At 71.7% G+C, this 22,643-nt stretch carries 23 protein-coding genes and 1 tRNA gene; 13 read left to right on the forward strand and 11 right to left on the reverse strand.

Features of this window, described 5'->3' with window-relative positions:
- Positions 1-187 precede the first annotated feature (187 nt).
- Entirely contained in the window at positions 188-1,072 is an 885-nt protein-coding gene (locus HHX37_RS15715) for a fructosamine kinase family protein (RefSeq protein WP_182885871.1), read from the forward strand.
- A 59-nt stretch (positions 1,073-1,131) separates the two neighbouring features.
- On the opposite strand, the gene HHX37_RS15720 is transcribed toward HHX37_RS15715, so the two are convergent.
- Positions 1,132-2,511, reverse strand: coding sequence for a lanthionine synthetase LanC family protein (locus HHX37_RS15720; RefSeq protein WP_182885872.1), 1,380 nt, complete (start codon positions 2,509-2,511; stop codon positions 1,132-1,134).
- A 95-nt stretch (positions 2,512-2,606) separates the two neighbouring features.
- Complete coding sequence (locus HHX37_RS15725; protein ID WP_117408489.1) at positions 2,607-3,011, reverse strand: VOC family protein; 405 nt, start codon at positions 3,009-3,011, stop codon at positions 2,607-2,609.
- A gap of 311 nt (positions 3,012-3,322) precedes the next feature.
- On the opposite strand from HHX37_RS15725, the gene HHX37_RS15730 reads away from it, so the two are divergent.
- Both HHX37_RS15730 and HHX37_RS15735 read left to right on the forward strand, forming a co-directional pair.
- The gene (locus HHX37_RS15730; protein ID WP_182885873.1) at positions 3,323-3,748 is read left to right on the forward strand and encodes a pyridoxamine 5'-phosphate oxidase family protein; all 426 of its coding nucleotides are present in this window, start codon (positions 3,323-3,325) and stop codon (positions 3,746-3,748) included.
- Between the two features lie 2 nt (positions 3,749-3,750).
- Positions 3,751-4,755 carry a zinc-dependent alcohol dehydrogenase family protein gene (locus tag HHX37_RS15735; RefSeq protein ID WP_182885874.1) on the forward strand — a complete coding sequence of 335 codons (1,005 nt, stop codon included), beginning with the start codon at positions 3,751-3,753 and terminating at the stop codon, positions 4,753-4,755.
- On the opposite strand, the gene HHX37_RS15740 is transcribed toward HHX37_RS15735, so the two are convergent.
- Complete coding sequence (locus HHX37_RS15740) at positions 4,742-5,407, reverse strand: CBS domain-containing protein (RefSeq protein ID WP_182881432.1); 666 nt, start codon at positions 5,405-5,407, stop codon at positions 4,742-4,744. The two genes, HHX37_RS15735 and HHX37_RS15740, sit on opposite strands and share 14 nt — an antisense overlap.
- Before the next feature lie 135 nt (positions 5,408-5,542).
- Between HHX37_RS15740 and HHX37_RS15745 the strand changes: the two genes are divergently transcribed.
- The 4 genes from HHX37_RS15745 (at position 5,543) to HHX37_RS15760 (ending at position 10,647) form a co-directional block, all read left to right on the forward strand.
- Entirely contained in the window at positions 5,543-7,201 is a 1,659-nt protein-coding gene (locus tag HHX37_RS15745; protein WP_182885875.1) for an FAD-dependent oxidoreductase, read from the forward strand.
- Positions 7,198-8,631, forward strand: a complete 1,434-nt coding sequence (locus HHX37_RS15750; RefSeq protein ID WP_182885876.1) for an ATP-binding protein — start codon at positions 7,198-7,200, stop codon at positions 8,629-8,631. Before HHX37_RS15745 ends, HHX37_RS15750 begins: the two co-directional genes overlap by 4 nt.
- A 31-nt stretch (positions 8,632-8,662) precedes the next feature.
- Positions 8,663-9,526 carry an NAD(+)/NADH kinase gene (locus HHX37_RS15755; protein WP_182875462.1) on the forward strand — a complete coding sequence of 288 codons (864 nt, stop codon included), beginning with the start codon at positions 8,663-8,665 and terminating at the stop codon, positions 9,524-9,526.
- A gap of 128 nt (positions 9,527-9,654) precedes the next feature.
- Complete coding sequence (locus HHX37_RS15760) at positions 9,655-10,647, forward strand: IS481 family transposase (RefSeq protein WP_182885877.1); 993 nt, start codon at positions 9,655-9,657, stop codon at positions 10,645-10,647.
- A gap of 1 nt (position 10,648) precedes the next feature.
- Here HHX37_RS15760 and mgrA read toward each other — a convergent pair whose 3' ends face one another.
- The 4 genes from mgrA to HHX37_RS15780 form a co-directional block, all read right to left on the reverse strand.
- Positions 10,649-11,653, reverse strand: coding sequence for an L-glyceraldehyde 3-phosphate reductase (gene mgrA, locus HHX37_RS15765; RefSeq protein WP_182875461.1), 1,005 nt, complete (start codon positions 11,651-11,653; stop codon positions 10,649-10,651).
- A 108-nt stretch (positions 11,654-11,761) separates the two neighbouring features.
- Positions 11,762-12,538: an aminotransferase class IV gene (locus HHX37_RS15770; RefSeq protein ID WP_220499237.1), complete on the reverse strand. Its 777-nt coding sequence runs from the start codon at positions 12,536-12,538 to the stop codon at positions 11,762-11,764.
- A gap of 61 nt (positions 12,539-12,599) precedes the next feature.
- Entirely contained in the window at positions 12,600-13,226 is a 627-nt protein-coding gene (locus tag HHX37_RS15775) for an alpha-ketoglutarate-dependent dioxygenase AlkB (RefSeq protein ID WP_182885878.1), read from the reverse strand.
- Positions 13,227-13,255: 29 nt separating this feature from the next.
- Positions 13,256-13,888 carry a hypothetical protein gene (locus HHX37_RS15780; protein WP_182885879.1) on the reverse strand — a complete coding sequence of 211 codons (633 nt, stop codon included), beginning with the start codon at positions 13,886-13,888 and terminating at the stop codon, positions 13,256-13,258.
- A 273-nt stretch (positions 13,889-14,161) separates the two neighbouring features.
- Between HHX37_RS15780 and HHX37_RS15785 the strand changes: the two genes are divergently transcribed.
- Positions 14,162-15,127 (forward strand): type I restriction enzyme HsdR N-terminal domain-containing protein, encoded by a 966-nt coding sequence (locus HHX37_RS15785; RefSeq protein ID WP_182885880.1) that lies wholly within the window; start codon positions 14,162-14,164, stop codon positions 15,125-15,127.
- A gap of 30 nt (positions 15,128-15,157) precedes the next feature.
- Here HHX37_RS15785 and HHX37_RS36725 read toward each other — a convergent pair whose 3' ends face one another.
- Positions 15,158-15,469: a hypothetical protein gene (locus HHX37_RS36725; RefSeq protein WP_259406472.1), complete on the reverse strand. Its 312-nt coding sequence runs from the start codon at positions 15,467-15,469 to the stop codon at positions 15,158-15,160.
- 142 nt (positions 15,470-15,611) lie between these two features.
- Here HHX37_RS36725 and HHX37_RS15795 point away from each other — a divergent pair, with 142 nt between their 5' ends.
- On the forward strand, positions 15,612-16,952 hold the full coding sequence (locus HHX37_RS15795; RefSeq protein ID WP_182885881.1) for a helix-turn-helix domain-containing protein: 1,341 nt from the start codon (positions 15,612-15,614) through the stop codon (positions 16,950-16,952).
- A gap of 21 nt (positions 16,953-16,973) precedes the next feature.
- On the opposite strand, the gene HHX37_RS15800 is transcribed toward HHX37_RS15795, so the two are convergent.
- On the reverse strand, positions 16,974-17,822 hold the full coding sequence (locus HHX37_RS15800) for an oxidoreductase (RefSeq protein ID WP_182885882.1): 849 nt from the start codon (positions 17,820-17,822) through the stop codon (positions 16,974-16,976).
- Positions 17,823-17,919: 97 nt separating this feature from the next.
- On the opposite strand from HHX37_RS15800, the gene HHX37_RS15805 reads away from it, so the two are divergent.
- Positions 17,920-18,822: a LysR family transcriptional regulator gene (locus tag HHX37_RS15805; RefSeq protein ID WP_182885883.1), complete on the forward strand. Its 903-nt coding sequence runs from the start codon at positions 17,920-17,922 to the stop codon at positions 18,820-18,822.
- Between the two features lie 4 nt (positions 18,823-18,826).
- Here the strand turns inward: HHX37_RS15805 and HHX37_RS15810 are convergent, their stop codons facing one another.
- A complete protein-coding gene (locus tag HHX37_RS15810) occupies positions 18,827-19,480 on the reverse strand; it encodes an HAD family hydrolase (protein ID WP_182885884.1) in 654 nt (217 codons plus the stop codon).
- A 324-nt stretch (positions 19,481-19,804) separates the two neighbouring features.
- On the opposite strand from HHX37_RS15810, the gene HHX37_RS15815 reads away from it, so the two are divergent.
- Both HHX37_RS15815 and HHX37_RS15820 read left to right on the forward strand, forming a co-directional pair.
- Positions 19,805-21,427 (forward strand): hypothetical protein, encoded by a 1,623-nt coding sequence (locus HHX37_RS15815; RefSeq protein WP_182885885.1) that lies wholly within the window; start codon positions 19,805-19,807, stop codon positions 21,425-21,427.
- A gap of 128 nt (positions 21,428-21,555) precedes the next feature.
- On the forward strand, positions 21,556-21,753 hold the full coding sequence (locus HHX37_RS15820; protein ID WP_117408476.1) for a hypothetical protein: 198 nt from the start codon (positions 21,556-21,558) through the stop codon (positions 21,751-21,753).
- A gap of 242 nt (positions 21,754-21,995) precedes the next feature.
- Here the strand turns inward: HHX37_RS15820 and HHX37_RS15825 are convergent.
- A tRNA-Lys gene (locus tag HHX37_RS15825) sits at positions 21,996-22,072 on the reverse strand.
- A 136-nt stretch (positions 22,073-22,208) separates the two neighbouring features.
- Here HHX37_RS15825 and HHX37_RS15830 point away from each other — a divergent pair.
- On the forward strand, positions 22,209-22,571 hold the full coding sequence (locus HHX37_RS15830; RefSeq protein WP_117408475.1) for a PRC-barrel domain-containing protein: 363 nt from the start codon (positions 22,209-22,211) through the stop codon (positions 22,569-22,571).
- The last annotated feature ends 72 nt before the right edge of the window (positions 22,572-22,643 follow it).

Genomic DNA, 22,643 nt, shown 5'->3' on the forward strand with positions numbered 1-22,643 from the left:
CCAGGAGGGCCGGAGCGGGGCCCCTGGACGCACGGCACCGTCCAGCGGCACGACTCGACAGTGGAGGCCGGCACCCGCCGACGGCGAGCACACTCGACAGGAGGACACAGCCCGTACCGATGAGTGAGCCGCCGCCGGCTCGGCCCTGACATGCCATGACGCGCGGCCGGCAGACAGGAGCACACCCGTGACAGACACGACGTCCGTCCTGCTCGAACGCCTGCACGCGGCCGGTCTGACCGACGTCGTCGCGGTCGAGCCGGCCGCTGGAGGCCTCGCCGCGATCGCGGGGCTCGCGCGCCGCGGTGACGGCACGCCGGTGTTCGTCAAGGCGTTCGGCGAGCCGCCGTCGGACGACGCCTTCGCCGCGGAGGCCGAGGGGCTCACCGCGCTCCGCGAGACTGGCGGCGTCGCCACGCCCGAGATCATCCTGGCGGACCGCGACCTGCTCGTGCTGTCCGTGCTGCGCCCCCGGCCGGGCACCGGGGCCTTCTGGGAGCAGCTCGCGCATGCGCTCGCCCACCTGCACACCACCACGCGGCACTCCCGATTCGGGTGGCACAGGGACAACTGGCTGGGCCGTCGCCGGCAGGTCAACACCTGGGACGACGACGGGTACGAGTTCTTCGCCCAGCACCGTCTGCTGCGCTGGCTCGGCGAGCGTCGCGTCCGGGAGGCGCTCGACGTCGCGGACCGAGCGGCGCTGGAGCGGCTGTGCGACCGGCTGCCCGAGCTGCTGCCCGTCCGGCCCGCGTGCCTGACGCACGGCGACCTGTGGGCGCTGAACGTCATGGCCACCCCTGACGGGCGGCCCGCGCTGATCGACCCGGCCGTGTCGTACACGTGGGCCGAGGTCGACCTGGCCCACCTGTGGACGACGGCGCCGCCGCCCGAGGCGCACGTGTTCTTCGAGCTCTACGCCGAGCTGACCGGGCTCGACCGCGACTGGCGCGAACGGATGCCGATCCTCCAGCTACGCCAGCACCTGGCCGTGATCGCCCAGTTCGACCCCGACTGGGGCGCCGCCGATCTCGTGCGGGCCACGCTCGCCCCGTTCCGGCGACGGCCCTGAGACGAGCTCCGGAGACGACCTCCGAAGGACCTGTGGAGCCGGCCGCCAAAGGGCGCCGCTCAGGCGTCGCCCCCACGCAGAACGGCGGCGGGGACCGGGATGGCCGGGAACGGGTTGTCCGGCAGGAGGATCAGACGGCGCGGGCCGCCCTGCGCCACACCCCCCGCCGCGGCCGAGACGGCGTCCCGGGCGGCGTCCTCGGTGGCGGCCTCGGTGGCCGCGAGGTGCAGCAGCGCGGTCCCGATCCCCGCGGCGCCCACCATGTAGCCGGTGTCGGCGGTGAACTCCTCCGGCCGCAGCCGGCGGTACGCCTGGTACCAGCGGAAGCCGTCCTCCTCGTCCCCGGCCGCGCGTCCGATGAGATCGGCGGCGAGGGTGCGGGCGAAGGCGAGGTACGGCTCCCGCCCGGTGGCCGCGTACAGGCCGGTGAACAGTTCCAGCAGCCCGGCCGTGCCGCAGCACAGGCAGGCCACGTCCCAGTGGCCGGGCGGGGCGTGCTCCGGCAGCCCGCTCTGCACGATCCCGTGGGCGAGGCGCTCCACCCAGTCCAGGTCGCCGGGATCGCTGGTGACGCGGTGCAGCTCGTGGAACATCCGGGCCACCCCGGCCGCGCCGGAGCAGAAGCCGAGGTAGTGGAGGCGGCGCCCCTGCGGCAGGTGGTGCGGGACGCGGGCGCACCTGTCGGTGACCACGCTGACCGTGCGGACGAAGTCGGCCCCCCGGCGGGCCGCCGCGAGGAACCGCGTGTCGCGGGTCACGCCGTGCAGCCGGGCGAGCAGGAACGCGGTGCCCGCCGTACCCGAGAGGAACCCCGGCGTGACGGCGTCCACGGGCAGGTCGGGGCAGGCCTTTCCGCCGAAGCGGTGGCCGGGCACGGCGAGGGCCGCGATGCGCCCGCCCGCCTCGACGGCCACCTCCTCGTACGCCGACACCCCGAGGAGGCCCGAGGCGTGCAGCAGCGCGAGCACGATCCCCCCGTCGCCGCGCAGCGCCGGGTCCCCGGTCCAGCCGACGCCGTCGTCGAACCGGCGGACGTCGCGCACCAGGCCGTCGGCGGCGGCGCGGGCCGCCTCGTGGACCTCCTCGTCGCCGGTCGCCCAGCCGGTCTCGGCCATCGCGAAGAGCATCCCCGCCCGGCCGTGGTAGAAGGTCGGATCGCGCTGCTCCCGCCACGTCGCGGCGAGCCGCCGCGCCCCCGCGAGAGCGTCGTCTTGATACGTCTGGTCGCCGGTGGCGGCGGCGGCCTCCAGGAAGAACAGCACGACGCCGGCCGCCCCCGCGTACAGGGAGGAGGCGTTCCCCGCGCCGGCCGACCGGCCCCGGGGATCGGGATTGGCCAGCCAGTGCCGTCCGAGGGCGTCGTCGACGGCCGCCGACCTCACCCAGCGCGCGGCCATGACGGCGGCGGTGGTCGGCGTCTCACATGGCCAGGTACTCATCGCCCGATTCTCCCACGAATCCGGTAGGAAATTAAGGCTACCGTCTCCCAGTAGAAGCCTACGGCGAGGTGAGACCCGGATCACACTCATCCTGGTCAGGTGGGATGAGGGGTGAAGGATCGGGGATCGCGCCGCAGCGGATGTCCCTCGGGGATCTCGACGAGCACGATCGGCAGGCCGTCGGGGTCCTCGATCCACATCTCCACCAGGCCCCAGGGTTCCAGCCGGGGCGGGTGCGACACCCGCACCCCCGCGCCGGCCAGCCGTTCGTGCTCCCGCCGGACGTCGCGGACCTGGAGCCACAGCGCCGGGCTCTCCCGTGCGCCGCCGCCGTGCGAGGAGACCTCCAGGAATCCGGCCCCGAGGAAGAACACGACCCCGGGGTCCTCGGCCGGTCCGAACTCCCGGCTCACCGCCAGGCCCAGGACGTCCCGGTAGAAGCGGCGGCTCGCGGCCCGGTCGGCGGAGCGCACGAGCACGCGGCCGCTCAGCACCTCCATCAGCGCCTCGCCGGGTGATCGGCGTGTGGTTGTCCGTACGGCCTCATCGCGGCGTCCTTCCCGTTGTGGTGATGACGGGGGGTCCTCCCCGTGGCGCTCCCCCGGCGGGAGTCACGTGACGGTCGTGCCCATCCGGGGCATGCGACTAAAGGAGGGATTACGGCAAACGACGGCCAAGGGAGGAGACGCGGCCAAGGGTCTTTCGTCCCCCGGAACGTGACGGACGGCGGTGCCGCCGCCGGCGCCGGGGACGGGACGCTGGTCACGCGCCGAACGAGGCCGTAGGACCCGACTGTGAAGAAGAGGAACGCATGTCTGAGAACACCGCACCCGCCGGCCTGCCGCACCTGGAGAAGCTGGACCGCGACGACTGCCTGCGGCTGATCTCCCCCGGGGGCGTCGGCAGGATCGCCTTCACCCACCCCGGCGGTCCGGTGATCCTGCCGGTCAACTACACGGTGGAGCAGGGCGCGGTGCTGTTCCGCACGGCGCTCGGCGGCCCGATGGACGCCGACCTGCGCACGGGCGTCAACGGGGCCGACTTCATGGTCGCCTTCGAGGTCGACCGCATCGACGAGAGGACGCGGGAGGGCTGGAGCGTGCTCGTCCGCGGCGGGGCCCACCACGTGACCGGTGACGTGCACAAGGAGGTCGAGACGTGGGCGGGCGGCGAGCGCCCCCTCTACATCAGGATCGAGCCGGTCGAGATCAGCGGCCGGCGCATCCGGCACGGCTAGCCGTGGACGCCTGGGTCGTGGCCCGCCCGGGACCGGTCGCGACGCGGCCCCTGGAACGGGCCGGACTGCCGGACCCCGTGCCCGGGCCGGGGGAACTGCTGATCCGCGTCGAGGTGTGCGCCGTCTGCCGCACCGACCTGCACCTCGCCGAGGGCGATCTCCCCCCGAGGCGGCCCCGTACGGTTCCCGGGCACGAGGTGGTGGGGCGGGTGGCGGCCCTCGGCCCGGACACGGCGGGGCCGCCGCCCGGTTCGCGGGTGGGCGTGGCGTGGCTGCGCTCGACCTGCGGCCGGTGCCGATACTGCCTGCGGGGCGCGGAGAACCTGTGTCCCGCGTCCGCCTACACGGGCTGGGACGCCGACGGCGGCTACGCCGAACTGCTGACCGCCCCCGCCGCGTACGTCTACCCGTTGCCGGAGGACGCTCCGGCGGAGACGCTGGCGCCGCTGCTCTGCGCGGGGATCATCGGATACCGGGCGCTGGTCCGCGCCGATCTGCCGCCCGGCGGCCGGCTCGGGATCTACGGCTTCGGCGCCTCGGCGCACCTGACCGCGCAGATCGCGATCGCCGAGGGCGCGACCGTGCACGTCATGACGAGGTCGGCGGCGGCCCGGGAACTCGCGCTCCGGCTGGGCGCGGCCTCCGCCGGGGGCAGCGCCGACCCGCCACCGGAGCCCCTGGACGCGGCCGTCCTGTTCGCCCCGGTGGGCGACCTCGTGCCGGTCGCCCTCGCCGCGCTCGACCGGGGCGGGACGCTCGCGGTCGCCGGGATCCACCTGACCGACATCCCGGCGCTGAACTACCAGCGCCATCTGTTCCAGGAGCGCACGCTGCGCAGCGTCACGGCCAACACCCGCGCCGACGGCCGGGAGTTCCTCCGGCTGGCGTCCCTCCACCGCCCTCAGGTCACGACCACGCCCTACGCCTTCTCGGCCGCCGACCGGGCGCTGGCCGACCTCGCCGCCGACCGGGTGGAGGGAGCCGCCGTACTGATCATGGACGGGTGACGGGCGGGACCACCCGGCCCAGGTCGTCGATCTCGTACGAGACGTCGGAGTCGACGTCCACCACGCCGTCCACCCGCCAGATGTCCTCCAGCAGCGTCCTGAGCTGCGAACGCCGCTCCACGCTGCCGTCGAGGTAGACGATCCCGTCTTCGACCCGCATCGAGCACCGTCCGGAGTGCCGCCCGATCGCGTCGAGGACGTCGTCGTGGATGTCCTCCGGGGAGCGGCAGAACACCCTGATCAGGTCGGACTTGCGGACCAGCCCGGTGATGCGCCCGGTCTGCTCGTCCACCACCGGAAGATCCTTGATCCGGTTCCGGTGCATGAGCCAGGCCGCCTGCCGCACCGGGGTGTCCTCGGTGACCGTGATCGCGGGAGTGCTCATGAGATCGCGCACCAGCCGGCCCGCCGCCTTCCTCCGCTCCCGGTGACGCGTGGGCCCCTCGAAGAGCAGGTCGCCCATCCGCCGGTCCATGTCCTTCAGCAGCAGGTCGTCCTCGCTGACCATGCCGAGCACCCGCCGCTCGCCGTCCACCACGGGGACCGCTCCGACGTGGAACCGGCACATCGCGGTCACCACCTCGCCGAACGAGGCGTCCGCCTCGACCGCGACCACGAACCTGTTCATGACGTCACGGACGGTCATGGGCATCGCATCTTCCTCCCCGTCCCTCCTCAGACTTCGTCATACCCATTGGTGCGGCGAGCGGCGAACGTCCCCCTGACATGGGACCTATGGCCCTTCGGGGATGAACCGGATCATGTTTATCGCCAGTACCTTGGAGAGGTGCAGAACGCCGCGATCCTCACCGTCGACGACGATCCCTCTGTCTCGCGTTCGGTGGCGCGCGACCTACGCCGCCGGTACGGCGACCGCTACCGCGTGATCCGGGCCGAGTCCGGGTCCACCGCGCTGGACGCGCTGCGGGAGATCAAGCTGCGCGGCGAGCAGGTCGCCGTGCTCCTGGCCGACTACCGGATGCCCGGGATGAACGGCATCGAGTTCCTCGAGGCCGCCATGGACGTCTTCCCGCTGGCCCGCCGTGTGCTGCTCACCGCGTACGCCGACACGGACGCGGCCATAAACGCGATCAACATCGTGGATCTCGACCACTACCTGCTCAAGCCGTGGAACCCGCCCGAGGAGAAGCTCTACCCGGTGCTGGACGCGCTGCTGGAGGCGTGGCTCGCCACCCCCGCCGTGACGATGCCGGAGACCAAGGTCGTCGGGCACCGCTGGTCGGCGCGGTCGTTCGCGGTGCGCGACTTCCTGGCCCGCAACCTCGTGCCGTACCGCTGGATCCGGGCCGACGAGGCCGAGGGCGCGCGACTGCTCGCCGCGGCCGGGCTGGCCGAGGCGGACGTGCCGGTCGTGATCACCACGGACGGCAAGGCCCTGGCCCGGCCCACGGAGACCGACCTCGCCGCGCACGTCGGCATGGCCACCACCCCCGCCTCCGACCTCTACGACCTCGCCGTGATCGGCGGGGGCCCGGCCGGGCTCGGCGCGGCGGTCTACGGCGCCTCCGAGGGCCTGCGGACCCTGCTGGTCGAACAGCGGGCGACCGGCGGCCAGGCGGGGCAGAGCAGCCGGATCGAGAACTACCTGGGCTTCCCCGACGGCGTCTCGGGCGCCCAGCTCACCGACCGCGCCCGCAGGCAGGCCCAGAAGTTCAACGCCGAGATGCTCACCACCCGCGAGGTCGTCGGCCTCGAACGGCAGGACCCGGTCACGCTGCTGCGGTTCTCCGACGACACGGCCGTCGCGGCGCACACGGTCGTGCTGGCCACGGGCGTGTCGTACCGCCTCCTGAACGCGCCCGGCCTCGCCGATCTGACCGGCCGCGGCGTCTTCTACGGCTCGGCCGCCATCGAGGCCCCGAACTGCTCCGGCGAGGAGATCTACATCGTCGGCGGGGCCAACTCGGCGGGCCAAGGGGCGGTGTACTTCTCCCGCTTCGCGAGGAAGGTGCACATCCTCATCCGGGGCGACGACCTCACCCGGTCGATGTCGCGCTACCTGATCGACCAGATCGAGGGGATCGCGAACATCGAGGTCCACCCGAACACCGAGGTCGTGGGGGGCGAGGGACGCGACCACCTGGAGCGGCTGACCCTGTGCGACCGGCGGTCCGGCCGGGTCGCCACCGTGCCGACGTCGTGGCTCTTCGTCTTCATCGGCGCCGAGCCGCGCACCGACTGGCTCGGCGACGTGGTGGCCCGCGACGGGAACGGATACGTGCTGACCGGCTCCGACCTGCTCGCCGACGGAAGCCGCCCGGCCGGGTGGGCGCCGTCCAGAGACCCCTACCACCTGGAGTCGAGCATGCCGGGCGTCTTCGCGGCCGGCGACGTGCGGGCCGGATCGGTCAAGCGCGTCGCCTCGGCCGTGGGCGAGGGCGCGATGGCGGTCTCGCTCGTCCACCGCTACCTGGAGGGCCGATGACCGAGACGCTGCCGCCGCACGAGCTGCGCACCCTGTTCCTCTTCGAGTCCCTGGACGACGGCCAGCTCGCCGCCCTGTCGGCGGAGGGCCGGGTGGAGACCCGCGCCGCCGGCACTCTCGTCTACGGCGAGGGCGAGCCCGCCACCTGCTTCTTCGTACTGCTCAGCGGCACCGTCGCGATGAGCAGGCGGGTGCAGGGCGACGAGGTCGAGGTGAGCCGCACCGGCCAGCGCGGCGTGTACGGCGGCGCCACCCAGTCGTACATCACCGGGGAGCCGCACCAGCTCTACCTCAACTCGCTGCGCGCGGTCACCGACGCCGAGTTCTTCGTGCTGCCCGCCGAGGTGATCGCCGAGTGCGTGCGCGAGTGGTTCCCGATGGCGATGCACCTGCTTGAGGGGCTGTTCATCGGCATGCGCGCCACCCAGACGGTCGTGGGCGAGCGGGAGCGGCTGCTCGCGCTCGGCTCGCTGTCGGCCGGGCTCACCCACGAGCTGAACAACCCGGCAGCCGCCGCCGTGCGCGCCACGTCCGCGCTGCGCGGACGGGTGGCGGGCATGCGGCAGAAGCTCGCCATGATCGCCGACGGGCGGCTGGACGGCAGCCAGCTGCACGATCTCGTGGAGCTCCAGGAGGACGCGGTCAAGCGCGCCGCGTCCGCCCCCGAGCTGTCCCCGCTGGCGCGGTCCGACGCCGAGGACGCCATCGCCGACTGGCTGGACGACCACGACATCATCGGCGGCTGGGACCTCGCGGCCACGCTGGTGGCCGGGGGCCTCGACGTGGAGTGGCTCGGCCAGATCGCCGGCGCGGTGGGCGAGGAGAACCTGGAGCCGGCGGTGCGGTGGCTCACCTACACGATCGACACCGAGCTGCTGATGGGCGAGATCGACGACGCGGTGAACCGGATCTCCAGCCTGGTCGGCGCGGCGAAGCAGTACTCCCAGCTCGACCGGGCCCCGTACCAGACCGTCGACGTGCACGACCTGCTCGACGCCACGCTGACCATGCTCCACGGCAAGATCCCGCAGGGCGTGCGCACGGTCAAGGAGTACGACCGGTCGCTGCCGCCGATCCCGGCGTACGCGGCGGAGCTGAACCAGGTGTGGACGAACCTCATCGACAACGCCCTCTGCGCGATGAACGGCGAGGGCACGCTCACCATCCGCACCTGGCGGAAGGACGGGCACCTCATCACGGAGATCGGCGACACCGGGCCCGGCATCCCGCCGGAGGTCCGGCCCCGCATCTTCGAGCCGTTCTTCACCACCAAGCCCGTCGGCGAGGGCACCGGCCTTGGCCTGGACATCTCCTATCGGATCGTCGTGAACAAGCACCACGGAGACATCCGGGTGGAGTCCACGCCCGGAGACACCCGGTTCCGGGTGGTCCTCCCCATCACCCAGGCCCCCCGCGACGACGCGCGTTAGGTCGTGCCTGATGCCCCGTACAGTGAGGGGCATGGGCATGGTCAGCACCGTCGGTCTCGTTCTGCACCCCGAGCGCGACTCGAAGGAGGCGATCGACACCATCGTCGAGTGGGCGCGCAACCGGGGCTGCCCGGTGCTGGGCCTGCCCGACGAGGTCGGGCGCATCGACTGCAGCGCGGTCGCGGTGGACGACCAGACGCTGGTGCGGCAGGCCGACCTGCTGGTCAGCCTCGGCGGCGACGGCACGATGCTGCGCACCATGCGCCTGATCGCCGGGCGGCCGACGCCCGTCCTCGGCGTCAACCTGGGCCGGCTCGGCTTCCTCGCCGAGATCGACGTCGCGGACCTCGCGCCCGCGCTGTCGGCGATCGACGAGCACAGGTACACGGTGGAGCCGCGCATGGCGGTCCGGGCGACCACCCACGACGGCCGGACGGTGACCGCCTTCAACGACATCGCGCTCGTCCGCATCCCCGGCGACGGGCTCGCCGCCGTGGCCGTCTCGGTCTACGGCGAGCCGTTCGTCCGGTACGCCGCCGACGCGGTGATCGTCTCCACCGCCACCGGGTCGACGGCGTACAGCTTCTCGGCCGGCGGCCCGATCGTCTCCCCCACCGTCGAGGGTTTCATCGTCGTCCCGGCCGCCGCGCACACGGCCTTCAACCGGGCGCTCGTGCTGTCCGCCGACGAGGAGGTGACGCTCGACGTGCTCCCGACGAGCGGACAGCTCGCGATGGAGGTCGACGGCGCCATCGGCGGCCACCTGTGCCCGGGCGACCGGCTCACCGTGACGGCGCTGCGCGCCGCGGCCCGCGTGGTGCGGCTCGGGACGACGACCTTCTACGAGCGGGCCCGCCGCAAGCTGCGGGTGAACGGCAGCGCCGAGGTCGACTAGGTGTTCTGACCATGGACGTTGGTGACAGCGGTGGAGGATCGGCGACACGCTGTCGATGACCTTGAAAAGGGTGAGGGCCTTCTGGCGTGGTGTGAGTCGACCAAGATTCACATCGCCCGGAGGCCCTCATGCCCCACCGTAACGCCCCGCTGACCGAAACCGGCAGACTCCGGCTCGCGCGTTGCATCGTCGAGGACGGCTGGAGCATTCGCCGCGCGGCCGAACGCTTCCAGGTCTCCCACACCACCGCCGCCCGCTGGGCCCGTCGCTATCGACAGCTGGGCCCAGCCGGCATGGCCGACCGGTCGTCCCGGCCGCGCCGCAGCCCGGCCCGTACCCCGCAGCGGACCGAACGGCGCATCTGCAAGCTCCGCATCACCCATCGGCTCGGACCCGCCCGAATCGCCGCCCGCTTGGGCCTGGCCCCCTCCACCGTGCACCGGGTACTGGTCCGCTACGGCATGCCACCCCTGACCCACCTGGACCGGGCCACCGGTGCACCCGTCCGCCGCTACGAGCGTGACCGCCCGGGCGAACTGGTCCACATCGACGTCAAGAAGCTGGGCAACATCCCCGACGGTGGCGGCCACCGCATGCTGGGCCGCGCCGCCGGCGGGCGCAACCGCCAAGCCACCCCCACCGCCTCACGCAACGCCCACGGCAACCCCCGCCTGGGCCACGGCTTCCTGCACACGGCGCTGGACGACCACACCCGCCTGGCCTACACCGAGATCCTGGCCGATGAGACCAAGGAAACCGCCACCGCATTCCTCCTGCGCGCCCAGACCTGGTTCGCGACCCGCGCCATCGTCATCGAACGCGTACTGACCGATAACGGCAGCTGTTACCGCTCCCGGCTGTGGGGCGAGACCTGCGCCCAGCTGGGCATCACCCACAAGCGCACCCGCCCCTACCGGCCCCAGACCAACGGCAAGGTCGAACGCTTCCACCGCACCCTGGCCGACGAATGGGCCTACGCCCGCCCGTACGCCTCAGAAGCCGAACGCCGCGCCGCACTTGATCCCTGGCTGCACATGTACAACCATCACCGCGGACACACCGCGCTGAAAGGCCAGCCACCCATCAGCCGCGTCACCAACCTCCCAGGGCAGTACAACTAGGTCAGGCGGCGCGCAGCAGGTTCTCGATGTCGGCCAGCTCCTCCGGGCTGAGCGGCGGCGCGGCCAGCGCGGCGGCGTTCTGCTCGAACTGCTCCACCGAGCTCGCCCCGACCAGCACGGACGTGACCCGCCGGTCGCGCAGGATCCACGCCAGCGCGAGCTGCGCGAGCGACTGGCCACGCGCTTGGGCGATCTTGTCGAGGCCGCGCAGGGTGTCCAGCAGCCCGGGCGTGAGCCGGTCGCGCGTGAGGAAGTGGCCGATCGCCATCCGCGAGTCCGCCGGCACCTCGCCGTCGAGGTAGCGCCCGGTCAGCAGGCCCTGCGCCAGCGGCGAATAGGCGATGCAGCCCGCCCCGGACCGCTCCAGGACGTCGAGCAGCCCGTCCTCCGCCCAGCGGTCGAGCATCGAGTAACGCGGCTGGTGGATCAGGAGCGGGGTGCCCAGGTCGCGCAGCACCGCGGCCGCCCTCTCGGTCTCCTCCGCGGAGTAGTTCGAGATGCCCACGTAGAGCGCCTTGCCGGAGCGCACCGCCGTGTCGAGGGCGCCCATCGTCTCCTCGATCGGAGTGTCAGGGTCGGGGCGGTGGGAGTAGAACACGTCGACGTAGTCGAGGCCCATCCGGCTCAGCGACCGGTCGAGACTCGCCAGCAGATACTTGCGCGACCCCCACTCGCCGTACGGGCCCGGCCACATGTCGTAGCCCGCCTTGGTCGAGACGAACAGCTCGTCGCGGTAGGGCCGGAAGTCCGCCCGCAGGTGGCGGCCGAAGTTCTCCTCCGCCGAGCCGTACGGCGGGCCGTAGTTGTTGGCCAGGTCGAAGTGGGTCACACCGAGGTCGAAGGCGCGGCGCAGGACGGCGCGCTGCACGTCGAACGCGTGGCCGTCGCCGAAGTTGTGCCACAGGCCGAGGGAGATCTCGGGAAGCAGCACGCCGCTCCTTCCGCTGCGCCGGTACCGCATGTCGTCGTACCGGGCGGGGGCGGGGACGTAGGGGTGCGGGATCATCCGTGACCTTTCGCTCGTGCGGCCGGGACCGGTCCTTCACCGGCGCCTTCCAAGGACTACCAGGAAACCGCACGTGTCGACGGCCGCTCACCTTGGGGCCGCCCGCCCTCAGATCGGGTCCCAGGGAACCGACTCGTAGACCTCGACCAGCGTCCGGGTGAAGTCGTCGTCCACGGGGAGCGTGACGTCGCCGATCCGCCCGACGGGTGCGACGCCGCGGGAGTTGGCCACGAAGGCCGACCGGTACGACGACAGGCCGGCCAGCCGCACCGGCCCGCGCCGCGACCCGATCCCGGCGGCCGGGAGGCGGGCCTCCAGGAGTTGCATGGTGACGCCGCTGAGGCTGGGCGCGTCGGGCCACACGACCGACGAGCCGTCGAAGAAGCCCACGTTGGTGACGCCGCCCTCGGCGACGGTGCCGTCCGGACCGGTGAGCAGGACGTCGTCGAAGCCCTCACGCTCGGCGATCTTCCGGTGGTAGAGCTGCCCGAAGCCGCCGAGGTGCTTGACGTGCGCGACGGGCCGCTCGTACGGCACCGGCTTCAGGCTCTGCGGCCCGGACGGCGGGGGCGCGGGCGGCAGCACGGCCACGAGGAGGCTCACCGCGTCCCGGCCCTCCGGCCAGAAGGCCATCATCCGCACGGAGGCGTCGCGCGCGTCGCCGGCGAGAGCGTGCCGGACGCGCTCGCGCACCAGGTCGCCGTCGAGTCCGGCGCCGAACAGCTCCCGGTTGGCGGCGTCGAGCCGGGCGAGGTGCAGGCCGAGCCCCTGGGCGCGGCCGTTCCTGACCTGCAGGGCGGTGAAGTGGCCGTAGTTGACGAGTGCGGGATGCCATAGCGCCTCGGCCGTGGGTGGGCGGCCGTCGATCTCGACCCGGAGGAACACGATCTCCACGCTACAGGGCCGCCGCCGGCGGGGAAGGGGGGCACCCGGCGGGCGCGCTCCGTCAGCGGACGCCCCGGGGGCGGAACTGCACGCTGATCCGGGCGCCGGTCACCGTGGACGACTTCGGGACCGCGTGCTCCCAGGTGCGCTGGCAGCTTCCGCCCATGACGATGAGGTCGCCGTGGCCCAGTTCGTGACGCAGCGCCGTGCCCCCGCCGCGCGGGCGCAGCAGCAGCGGGCGCGGCGTGCCGAACGACAGGATCGCGACCATCGTGTCCTCCACGCTCCCCCGCCCGATCGTGTCGCCGTGCCAGGCGACGCTGTCCCGGCCGTCGCGGTAGAGGCACATGCCCGCCGTGACGAACCGCTCGCCGAGTTCCTTCTCGTAGTGGGCGTTGAGCAGGTCCCTGGCCTCGGCCAGCACCGGGTCGGGAAGCTCCTCGCCCTCGTCGTAGAACTTCAGCAGCCGGGGCACGTCCACGACCCTGTCGTACATGTGGACGCGCTCCGCGTGCCACGGCACTCCGTCGCGCAGCCGCTCGAAGAGCGCGTCGGCGCCCTGGACCCAGTGCCGCCGGACGTCGACCCAGGCGCCGCGCTCCAGCGGAGTGCGCCGCACCGAGGCGCCGAGCGACCCCATGTGAACATCCTCGCCCCAGTCCAGCAGTGAGGCCTGAAAAGCCGTCATGAGTCCATTGTATTAGAACAACCATTCGATCATGATCGGCTCGCCCGCCACAGGGCGACCGCGAGCCAGACACCGCCGATCGCGAGCAGCAGGCCGTGGGCGACGCGCACCGCCGGCGACCCGAAGAACTGGGGGATGAACAGCGCCATCCCCGCGGCCAGCGGAGCGCCGCTCCACCGGGGCAGCACCTTCGAACGCCCGGCGGAGACCGCGGCCAGGACGGCGCCGACGCCGAGCAGCGCGAGCCCGGACGCGAACATCGCGATCGCCACGGGACCGAAGCGGAACTCGTCGACCAGCGCCAGCAGCGAGACGTCGCCGTCCCGCACCGCCCGCGCGCCGATGACGTTCAGCCCGAAGTCCTCCGCGCCGTAGTACGGCAGGGTCAGCCCGGCGCCGATCCAGGTCACCACCGCCGCCCGCAGGGCGAGGGGGCGGTCCAGCACCAGGTAGAGGCCGAGAGTCCCCAGCGCGAGCAGGACGAACCCGACCATCGCGAACAGGTGCGCCGCGACCCAGGCGGGCGACGCCATCGTGGCGGCTCCGGACAGTGCCGTCTCGTCCCCGTACGGCCGGACCAGCGGATAGAGGAGGAACAGGACTCCGGCCACGAGAAAGGACAGCCCGGTCAACCGGGCACGGGTGGGCAGGGCGGCGTTCATGGGGGCTCCATCGACGAGCAGGGGTTGAGACATCGCTCCGTTTCGAGAGCAATGCTCTCTCTTAAGAATGGCGATGTCAACACAGTCCCCCGCTCTCAACTCCCCGCCCCGGAGCCATCGGGCGCCCCCAGAAGCGGCAGGGCGCCACAGTGGCGTAGCCGGCGGCTTCAGCCCCTGTCACACCACCGCACCCGGCACCCCCCCCCCCCCCCGCACCCCCCGGCTTGCGCCGCGGTGAACGAGGGCCGTCGTGTTTCACCATTCGGGAGAGACATGACCCGGATGACATATCTCGATAAATCACCATTCGGACGCAATCGCCTTAATGACATCCGTTGCCGAATAGATATTCACGCCGGTAACCGCCCGGAATCACACACGCGTCCAACACCCGTTACGTCGGTGAGCACGAAACGGCCACGAACCCGCCGCGAGGAGATGGTGCACTTGATGAGCGATCAAACGTCTGAGGCCCTCGCCACACCGGGGGCGGCCGCAGCCGCTACCAGTCGCGAGAGCGATGCGCGCGAGGCCAGGAAGTCACCCCCGGCGCCCCGGGCGATGCCGAAATGGGAATCCGAGGCGCGCAATCGAATTCGCACGGCCATCCGCCGGTACGGCAAGCCGCTCAGCGATCTCATCGCCCGCGACGCCAACGAGGGCGACACCCGCCTGCTCGTCACCGACTTCCTCTGCGAAGGACTGGGGTACGACAAATACGAAGACCTCACGACCGAATACCAGGTCAAAGGAGAATTCGCCGACTACGGCATACGCGTGGACAAGCAGCTCGCCGCGTTCATCGAGGTCAAGCGGTGCACACAGAAGCTGGGCGTCAAACATCTGCGGCAGGTGCAGATGTACGCGGTGAACGAGGGCGTCGAATGGATGGTGCTGACGAACGGACAGGTGTGGCAGGTCTATCACCTGACCGGCGGCCTTCCGGTCGTCGTCGACCTGGCTCTGGAGGTCGATCTCCTCGACGAAGGCGGGCCGACCGGGAAGGCCGACGCCCTCTTCTATCTCAGCAAGGAGGCGTTCAAGCGCCGCCTGATAGACGACCTGTGGAAGGCCCGCGCGGCGACGGCCCCGAAGTCCCTCGTACGCGTTCTCCTCACGCCGGTGATCCTCGACGCCGTACGGAAGGAACTGCGGCGGCAGACGGGGCACAATGCGGACGAGAAGGAGATCGAACGCATCCTCCAGGCGGAGGTTCTTCGGTCCGATCTCCTCGCCTGACGGCACGACGGCCGCTGACCGCGCTCCGGGTTATCCGGCGGTGGTGGAGTCCGCGACGACCGCGACGACCGGGGCGAGATCGGCGACGATCTCGGCGGTCACCTCCTCCTGAGCGGTCAGGGCGGCGGCGAGCCCGTCGGGGTCGTCGGCGTCGAGCGTCATCGCACACCCCCTGCGGATGGCTTCCAGGTCGACCGCCCCGCGCCTGGTGGCCCACCAGCGGCCGGCGTCCGACCGCCAGATGATCCAGCCGGTGTGGACTCGCGCGATGTCCTCCAACGTGGTCATGTCACCCATCTCCAACGGCTGCTCGCGGAAGTGGGCCAAGTCAAGCGCGTCCACGACGGCGGCGGTATCAGCCAGGAGACGTCCAATCACAGCCAGTAGCCACGCGAACACGGAAACTCCCGTAGTGTCAGCGTGTCACGCCGACGCAGCGTGCATGTGGTCGCGCGAGAAGCGGTCATGCGAGGAGGGGTGCGACATGCCGGCCAGCCACCGTCATCCGCCGAATCGCCGGCTCGCATGGGAACGCCTGCAGCGCGGGTGGTCCTACGAGGAACTGTGCGAACGCATCCGTACGGCCATGCGGTCGTGCGGGGAGAAGGACACGGGCCTCACGGCGAACACCGTCCGCCGGTGGGAGACGGGCGAGCGGTGGCCGGACCCGCGCTACCGCAAGCATCTCGTGACGATTTTCGGCAAGTCCGCGAGCGAACTGGGACTGCTCACCCCCGACGAGATGGCCATGCGGCCGGTGACGGAGGTGGTGGACGAGATTGGGAGGCTGCTGAGCATGATCACCGCAGACGGCATCGACCGCTCCACGTTCCTGCGGAACCTCTTAGGCGCGGGCGTGCTCGCCCCGCTCCTCGGCGAGGGCGGCGAGCGTCTCCCGGCGGCGGTGGAGCGCGGGCGCGGGGTCGACGCCGAGTCGGCCGAGGCGTTCGCCCGGGTCGTCGACCGGCAGGCCGCGCTCTACTGGACCTCGCCCCCGGAGGAGATCTTCCAGGCGTCGGTCGCCCACACCCGGCTCGGCACGAGCCTGCTGCGCGCCGCTCCGGAGGGAGCCGTGCGGCAGACACTCGCCGAGGCGGCCGCGCGCTCTGCCCTGCTGTCCGGCAGGGTGGCCTTCTTCGATCTGGAGGAGTGCCACACGGCCGCGCGGCTGTTCCGGCTGGCCCTGTCGGCGACCCGGGAGTGCGGGGACCACCCGCTCGCCGCCGCCGTGCTCGCCCACGCGGCGTTCGTCCCCGGCTTCGACCGCCGCCGCTCCGACGCGCTAGGGCTGCTCGACGCGGCGTTCGCACACGCCTGGCACGGCGTCGGCCCGCTGACCAGGGCGTGGCTCCACTGCGTCGCCTCGGAGATCACCGCCCGGTGCGGCGAGCCCAGGGAGTGCATGCGGCACATCGACCGGGCCGACCAGATGATCGACACGAGCGGGGACGACCCTCCCTGGCTGGACTTCTTCGAGCGTGCACGGCTCGACGGCTTCGCCGGATACAGCGCGCTCACCGCCGGCCAGCACGAGGAGGCGGCCCGCCGGCTGCGCACGGCGCTCGACCACCTCGGCCCGAACGGCGGCAAACAGCGCTCGGTGCTGTTCGCCGACCTCGCCGCCGCCCACGCCCCGGCCGACGGCGACCAGGCCGCCGAGCACCTCAGGCGGGCCGTCGAAGCGCTGGAGGAGCACTGGTACGCGATCGGCCATGATCGCGTCCGTGGGGTGCTGGACGCGCTGCCGCCCGCGGCGGCGACGCGCCAGCTGGGCGAACGGCTGACGTACCTCGGCCGCGCCCGGCTCTCCGAGCTCACGATGTGACCGCGGCCGCGCCGGCCACGATCAGCCGTCACTCCGGACGCCCGGGAGGCTCGTCGCCCGGCTGAGCTTCTCCCAGCGGTCCAGGTCGGCGCGGAGCATCTCATGGTGGTCCCGGATGGCGTCCACCGCGTCGTCGCCGAGGGCGAGCCGCAGCGGAGGATCGTCGTGGCCGAGGACCTGGAGGATCGCCTGGGCGGCCTTGGCCGGATCCCCCGGCTGCATGCCGTCCATCCCGTCCACGGAGGCCCTGGTCGCGCCCGTGGACACCCGGTAGGCGTCGATGGGCTCCGAACGGTGCATGCGGTGACCGCCGAACTCGGTGCGGAACGCGCCCGGTTCCACGATGAGCACCCGTACGCCGAAGGGCGCGACCTCGGCGGCGAGCGCCTCCGACAACCCTTCGAGGGCGAACTTGGCGGCACAGTAGGCGCCGAACCCCGGCATGCTGAGCTGCCCGCCCATCGAGCTCATCTGCACGATCGTCCCGCTCCCCTGCCGGCGCAGATGCGGCAGGACCTCCTTGGTCACGGCCGTCGCCCCGAAGAACATGACCTCCATCAGTGCGCGCAGGTCACTCATCGACAGTTCTTCGACGGCTCCCACCGATCCGTGACCGGCGTTGTTCACCACCACGTCGATCCGGCCGAAGGCGGACAGGGCGCCGGCCACCGCCGCGCCGATCGACGTGGCGTCGGTGACGTCCAGCCCGGCGACGCGCACGCGGTCGCCACCCGTCTCCACCAGGTCCGCCAGCGTCTCGACGCGCCGGGCGGTCGCCACCACCCGGTCCCCCGCCGCCAACGCGGCTTCGGCCAGTTCCCGGCCGAAACCCGCCGAGCATCCGGTGATCAGCCACACCCGTCCGGTCATGGTCCCACTCCTCGTGTCGTGATCAGAGGGACCACTCTGGGCCGCGCGAGGCCCGCCCGGCCAACACAGGTTCCCTGCGCGGTTACAGTCAGGTCCTGTGACTCCCGAGCTGCGCCATCTGCGGTACTTCGTCGCCGTGGCCGAGCATCTGAGCTTCACCGTCGCCGCGCGGGAGCTGCACATCGCCCAGCAGTCGCTGTCGCAGCAGATCGCGGCTCTCGAACACGCCCTCGGCGCGCGCCTGTTCGACCGTGACACCCGCGGCACCCGCCTGACCGAGATCGGCCGGGCCTTCCTGCCCGAGGCACGCGCCGTCCTCGACCGGGCCGACGCGGCGCTGCAGGCGGCCCGCCGCGCTGTGCGAGGGGAGACCGGCAGGCTCCGCCTCGCCTTCCTCGTCTCCACCGCGAACTACATGATGCCGCCGGTCGTCCGCGCGTTCCGAAGGCGGTACCCGGACGTCGAGCTCGCCGCCGAGGCGGTCGGCATCGCCGACCTCGTGGCGGGCCTGCGCGAGGACCGGTACGACGCGGCGTTCACCCGTCCGCCGCTCGTGGACGACCTGGAGACCGAGGCACTGGTCTCCGAGCCCGTCTGCGCGGTCCTGCCGACGGGCCACCCGCTCGCCGGACGCGCCGGGCTACGGCTCGCCGATCTGGCCGCCGAGCCCTGGGTGCTCACTTCGCGCGGCTCCTGGCCGCCCTGGCACCTCAAGTACGACGACGACTTCCGCACGGCCGGCTTCGAGCCCAGGGTGGTGCAGCGGGCCGACGGCGTGCCAAGCCTGCTCGGCCTGGTCGCCGCCGGAGTGGGCGTGACCCGGCTCGCCCGGTCGGCGCACAGTCTCAGGCGTACGGGCGTGGTGTTCGTGCCCCTGGCCGGCGACCGGGCCGAGACCGTCGTAGCCTGGCCCGCCACGCGCGACCGGCAGGTCGTCCGCAACCTCCGCGCCGTGGCCGCCGAACTGGCCTCCTCGACCGACCTCACCGAGGCGGGCTGAGCCGTCAGTCGCCGTTGTGCTTGCGGATCAGGGCGGGTAACTCGTCGAGCGAGTCGACGTGGAACAGGCACGCCCGGGCCACCGACTCGTCCCTGAGGACGTGGCCCCAGGGGCCCCGCCGTACGAGGGCGGTGCGCAGCCCGGCCCGCTGCGCGGGCCGGATGTCGTTGTCGATCCGGTCGCCCACGTAGAGAACCGACCCCGCGGGACAGCCGGCCTCCGCCACCACGCGCTCGAAGAAGGCCGGGGCGGGCTTCTCCACGCCCCAGCCGTCGGAGGTGCCGATCACGTCCACGGGCAGGCCGAGGGCGCGCAGGATGCCCTCGGCCCGGGCGGTCTGGTTGCCGGCGAGCCCGACACGCAGCCCCATCGCCCGCAGTTCGGCGAGGCACGACCGCGCGTCGGAATAGAGGTTCTCCTCGCCGAACGTCTCGGCCTGCCCCTCGCGGGCCCGGCGCTCCCGTTCCACGTGGAGGTCGAACCCCGGCCGGAAGTGCTGGAAGGTCTCCCGGTAGTCCCCGCCACTAGCGATGACCGCACCGAACACGGCGGAGAAGGTGTGCCGTGGCACTCCGAGCCAGTCGGCCCAGGTGCCGTACTCCCGGGTCTCGTCCACGAGGGTCTCCCCGACGTCGAAGAAGACGGCCTCCAGCCGCATCGGCACCTCCAGTCACTCGCGTTTCGAGAACGATACGCGGACGCCGGGGTTTCACTGCCCTCGAAGGGCGGCCGGAAGCGTCACGAGGCGCAGCCGCACGCGCCGCGAGCCGGATGCCATGACGGAGAGTGTTCGAGTTGTACGAAAACTGTGACGACGGAGCCTTGATCGGCCAAACTGGATGCCGCACAACCCCTAGAAAAGGCGATGGGGAGCGGCCCTTCCGGGCGGCTCCCCTGCCTAAGTCCCTCCAAGGGTAGCCCCCCGCCTGGCCCGCTCGCAACCAGTAACGCGGCGGTCACGCAACCGAACCGAAAGGAGCCGATGCTGATGCGAGCCGCCGCCGGTGGACCGGACGCCAGCGCTCTGGTCACCGCCCGCGTGCAGGAACTGCTGGAATCCTGGCGGCCCTGGCATCGCCGCCTGTGGGATGTGGGCACCGTACTCGCCCTGCGCGAAGCCGTGGAGGCGGCCGACTGGACCGGGCGCCATGTTCTCTCACAGGGGTCTCTGGCCTGGTACGCACGTGAGTCACTGCTGCGGAGGCTCAAGACCGACAGCGCACTGGGCGACGGGCAGATACGCCGACACATTCACCAGACCTGCCTCAGACCGATCAGGCCGGGGGCCCGCAGCCAGCGGAACATGGCGCTCCTGTCGGACCTGGTCGCCGACGGCTATCTGAGGCGCTGGCGTGACGTCCTCACCAGCGGCCCTGTGCATGTGGAACGTTCCGCGAGATGCATCGCCTCATATCTCCTCGACGAGGGATTTCATCAGGATTTCCTCCGCCAGGAGATCAAGTCGCGGCTGGGCGCCGCGGCCGGCTCGGTGGACCTGATCGATCTTCTCCTGGATCTGGAGTCGCATGGCGATCGCGAGTACGAGGGGCTGATCGTCATCCAGGACAAGGTGCCCGCCCCGCAGGTGGCGCTCAAGTCTCCGCACTGGGTGCCGAAGGAAGAGGTGCGTCACCGCCTGCTCACTCAGTTTCCGCAGGTGACGGCCGTCCGTGCGAGTGGAGGGCTGCTCTTCCGCGTACGGGCGCGTGATCATGTCTCGGCGGTGCAGCAGGTGACCGAGCTGTTCGACCGGGTGCGCAACAGGGTGCGGTATCGGCGCGGCCAGACGGCGCTGGACGTCTATCCCAAGGTGTTCCTCACCGGCCTGGCCGACCCGCAGGACTTCCGGCGGGGCGATCCGGCGGTGACCGTGCTCTCCCTGGAACGGGTGGGCGTGCTCTACGATCTGCCCGACTCCGGCGCCCACGGCCTGCGCATCGACGACGCGCTCGAACTCGCCGCGCCGCTCACGGAGAGCTCCCCGAGCACCGCCGTCGCCGGAGCGTGGGCCGCGATCGAGTCACTGCTCTTCTGCGACACCGACGAGGCGGACCGCGAGGAGGGCCGGGCGGTGGCCGCGGATCGCGCCGCAGCCCTGGTGACCGCCGGATGGCCGCGCGCCGAACTGACCGCGCTGAGCTACGACCCCCGCATCCGCGAGGCAGACCCGCGGCTGCGACGCGACCTCGACGCGATCGGCGGCAACAACCGGGAACGGGTGCGGCGCATGGTGCGGTGGCTGGCCGCCGATCCGGTCGTCCACGTGGACGATCCGGTGACGACGGCGGCCCTCGGGCGGATGCGCGAGCTGGCCGCCGCGCCGTCCGTGACGCTGGGCCGGGTGGAGCGTTATCTGCGCGGCTGCTTCCGGCGCCTCTACCGCCAGCGCAATATCGTGCTGCACGGGGGATCGACGCGTTCCATCGCGCTGCCCTCGACCGTACGGACGGCGGGGCCTCTCGTCGGGGCCGCGCTCGACCGGCTCGCGCACGGTCACGCGGTCTCCGGAGTCGCCCCGCTCGACATGGCCGGCCGCGCGGAGCTGGCGTTGCGGGTGGTGGAGGACGCCGACGGCTGGGGCCTGCACGAACTACTCGGCGCCTGAGACCGCCATGAGGCCGTCTGACCATTTACTTCCGGTAATCGACCAGATTAAATCTTTATTTCCAGATCCATGGTGGTCTGGGTCACAAGCGGTGTCGTGCCAGAGCGTACGAGGAGTGATGCCCGGTGATGTTCGCACTGGTGAAGCGGATGGCCTGCGCTCTCGGCCGGGGATTCGTACGGCTCGGGCGATACTGGGCTGCCCAGTTCGGCGTCCCCGGCGCGGTGCTGTGGTCTCCCGAGCCCGATCCGGTACGGGAGATGGACGAGGCCGAGCACTGGGACTGGTCGATCCCCTACCTCTGGTACGAGGCCTCCCAGCACTGACGCCAGCCGTTCCGGTGCGTCCGGCGGTCCGCCGCGGAAGCCCCGCGACAGGCGGTCAGGCGCGGTGTCCGCTGATCTCCGCCCGGTAGCGGACCTCCCCGAAGCCGGCGCCGCCGTACCCTGACGCGGGAGTCGTCCGGGAGAGCGGGCGCGAAAAAGATCAGCGCGCCACGGCCGGAGCCGGGACGCGCTGAGCTGCTTCGTGAAGCGGTGTCACGAACCGCGGTGGTGAACCGCGGTGATGGTGCGCCGCCAGGGACTCGAACCCCGGACCCGCTGATTAAGAGTCAGCTGCTCTAACCAACTGAGCTAGCGGCGCCCGCACCACAAGGGTAGCGGCATCCGGAGGTCTCCCGCGCCAGGGCGCGGCCGCGTCCTGTCCTGCTCTTACGTCGCCGGGGTATTCCCATTCCGTGCTCCGGGATAGGTCAGTGACGACGAAGGGAGAGTCACCCATGACACCGGATCTCTGGTCGTATCCCGACACCGTGTACGGCGCCGGAGGGCAGATGGACATCGTCGGATACGACGTCCAGGCCGTGGACGGGAAGATCGGATCTGTGGACGAGGCCACCTACGAGGCCGGCCAGAGCTACATCGTCGTCGACACGGGCCCCTGGATCTTCGGCAGGAAGGTCATGCTCCCCGCGAGCGTGGTGAAGAGCATCGACCGCGAGGATCGCAAGGTCTTCGTCACCAGGACCAAGCAGGAGATCAAGAACGCACCGGAGTACGACGAGGCGGCGGTGATGCAGCCCGAGTACCGGGACCGCCTGGCCGACTACTACGGGCGCTTCCCCCACAGCGAGGCCCTGTGACGGCATGACCGACTGACGGCATGACGAAGTGAGGGGCCGCGCCGCGACGGCGTGGCCCCTCACCACGTGCGG

The organism is Microbispora sp. H10885 (assembly GCF_014161415.1).
Taxonomy (GTDB): Bacteria; Actinomycetota; Actinomycetes; order Streptosporangiales; family Streptosporangiaceae; genus Microbispora; species Microbispora triticiradicis.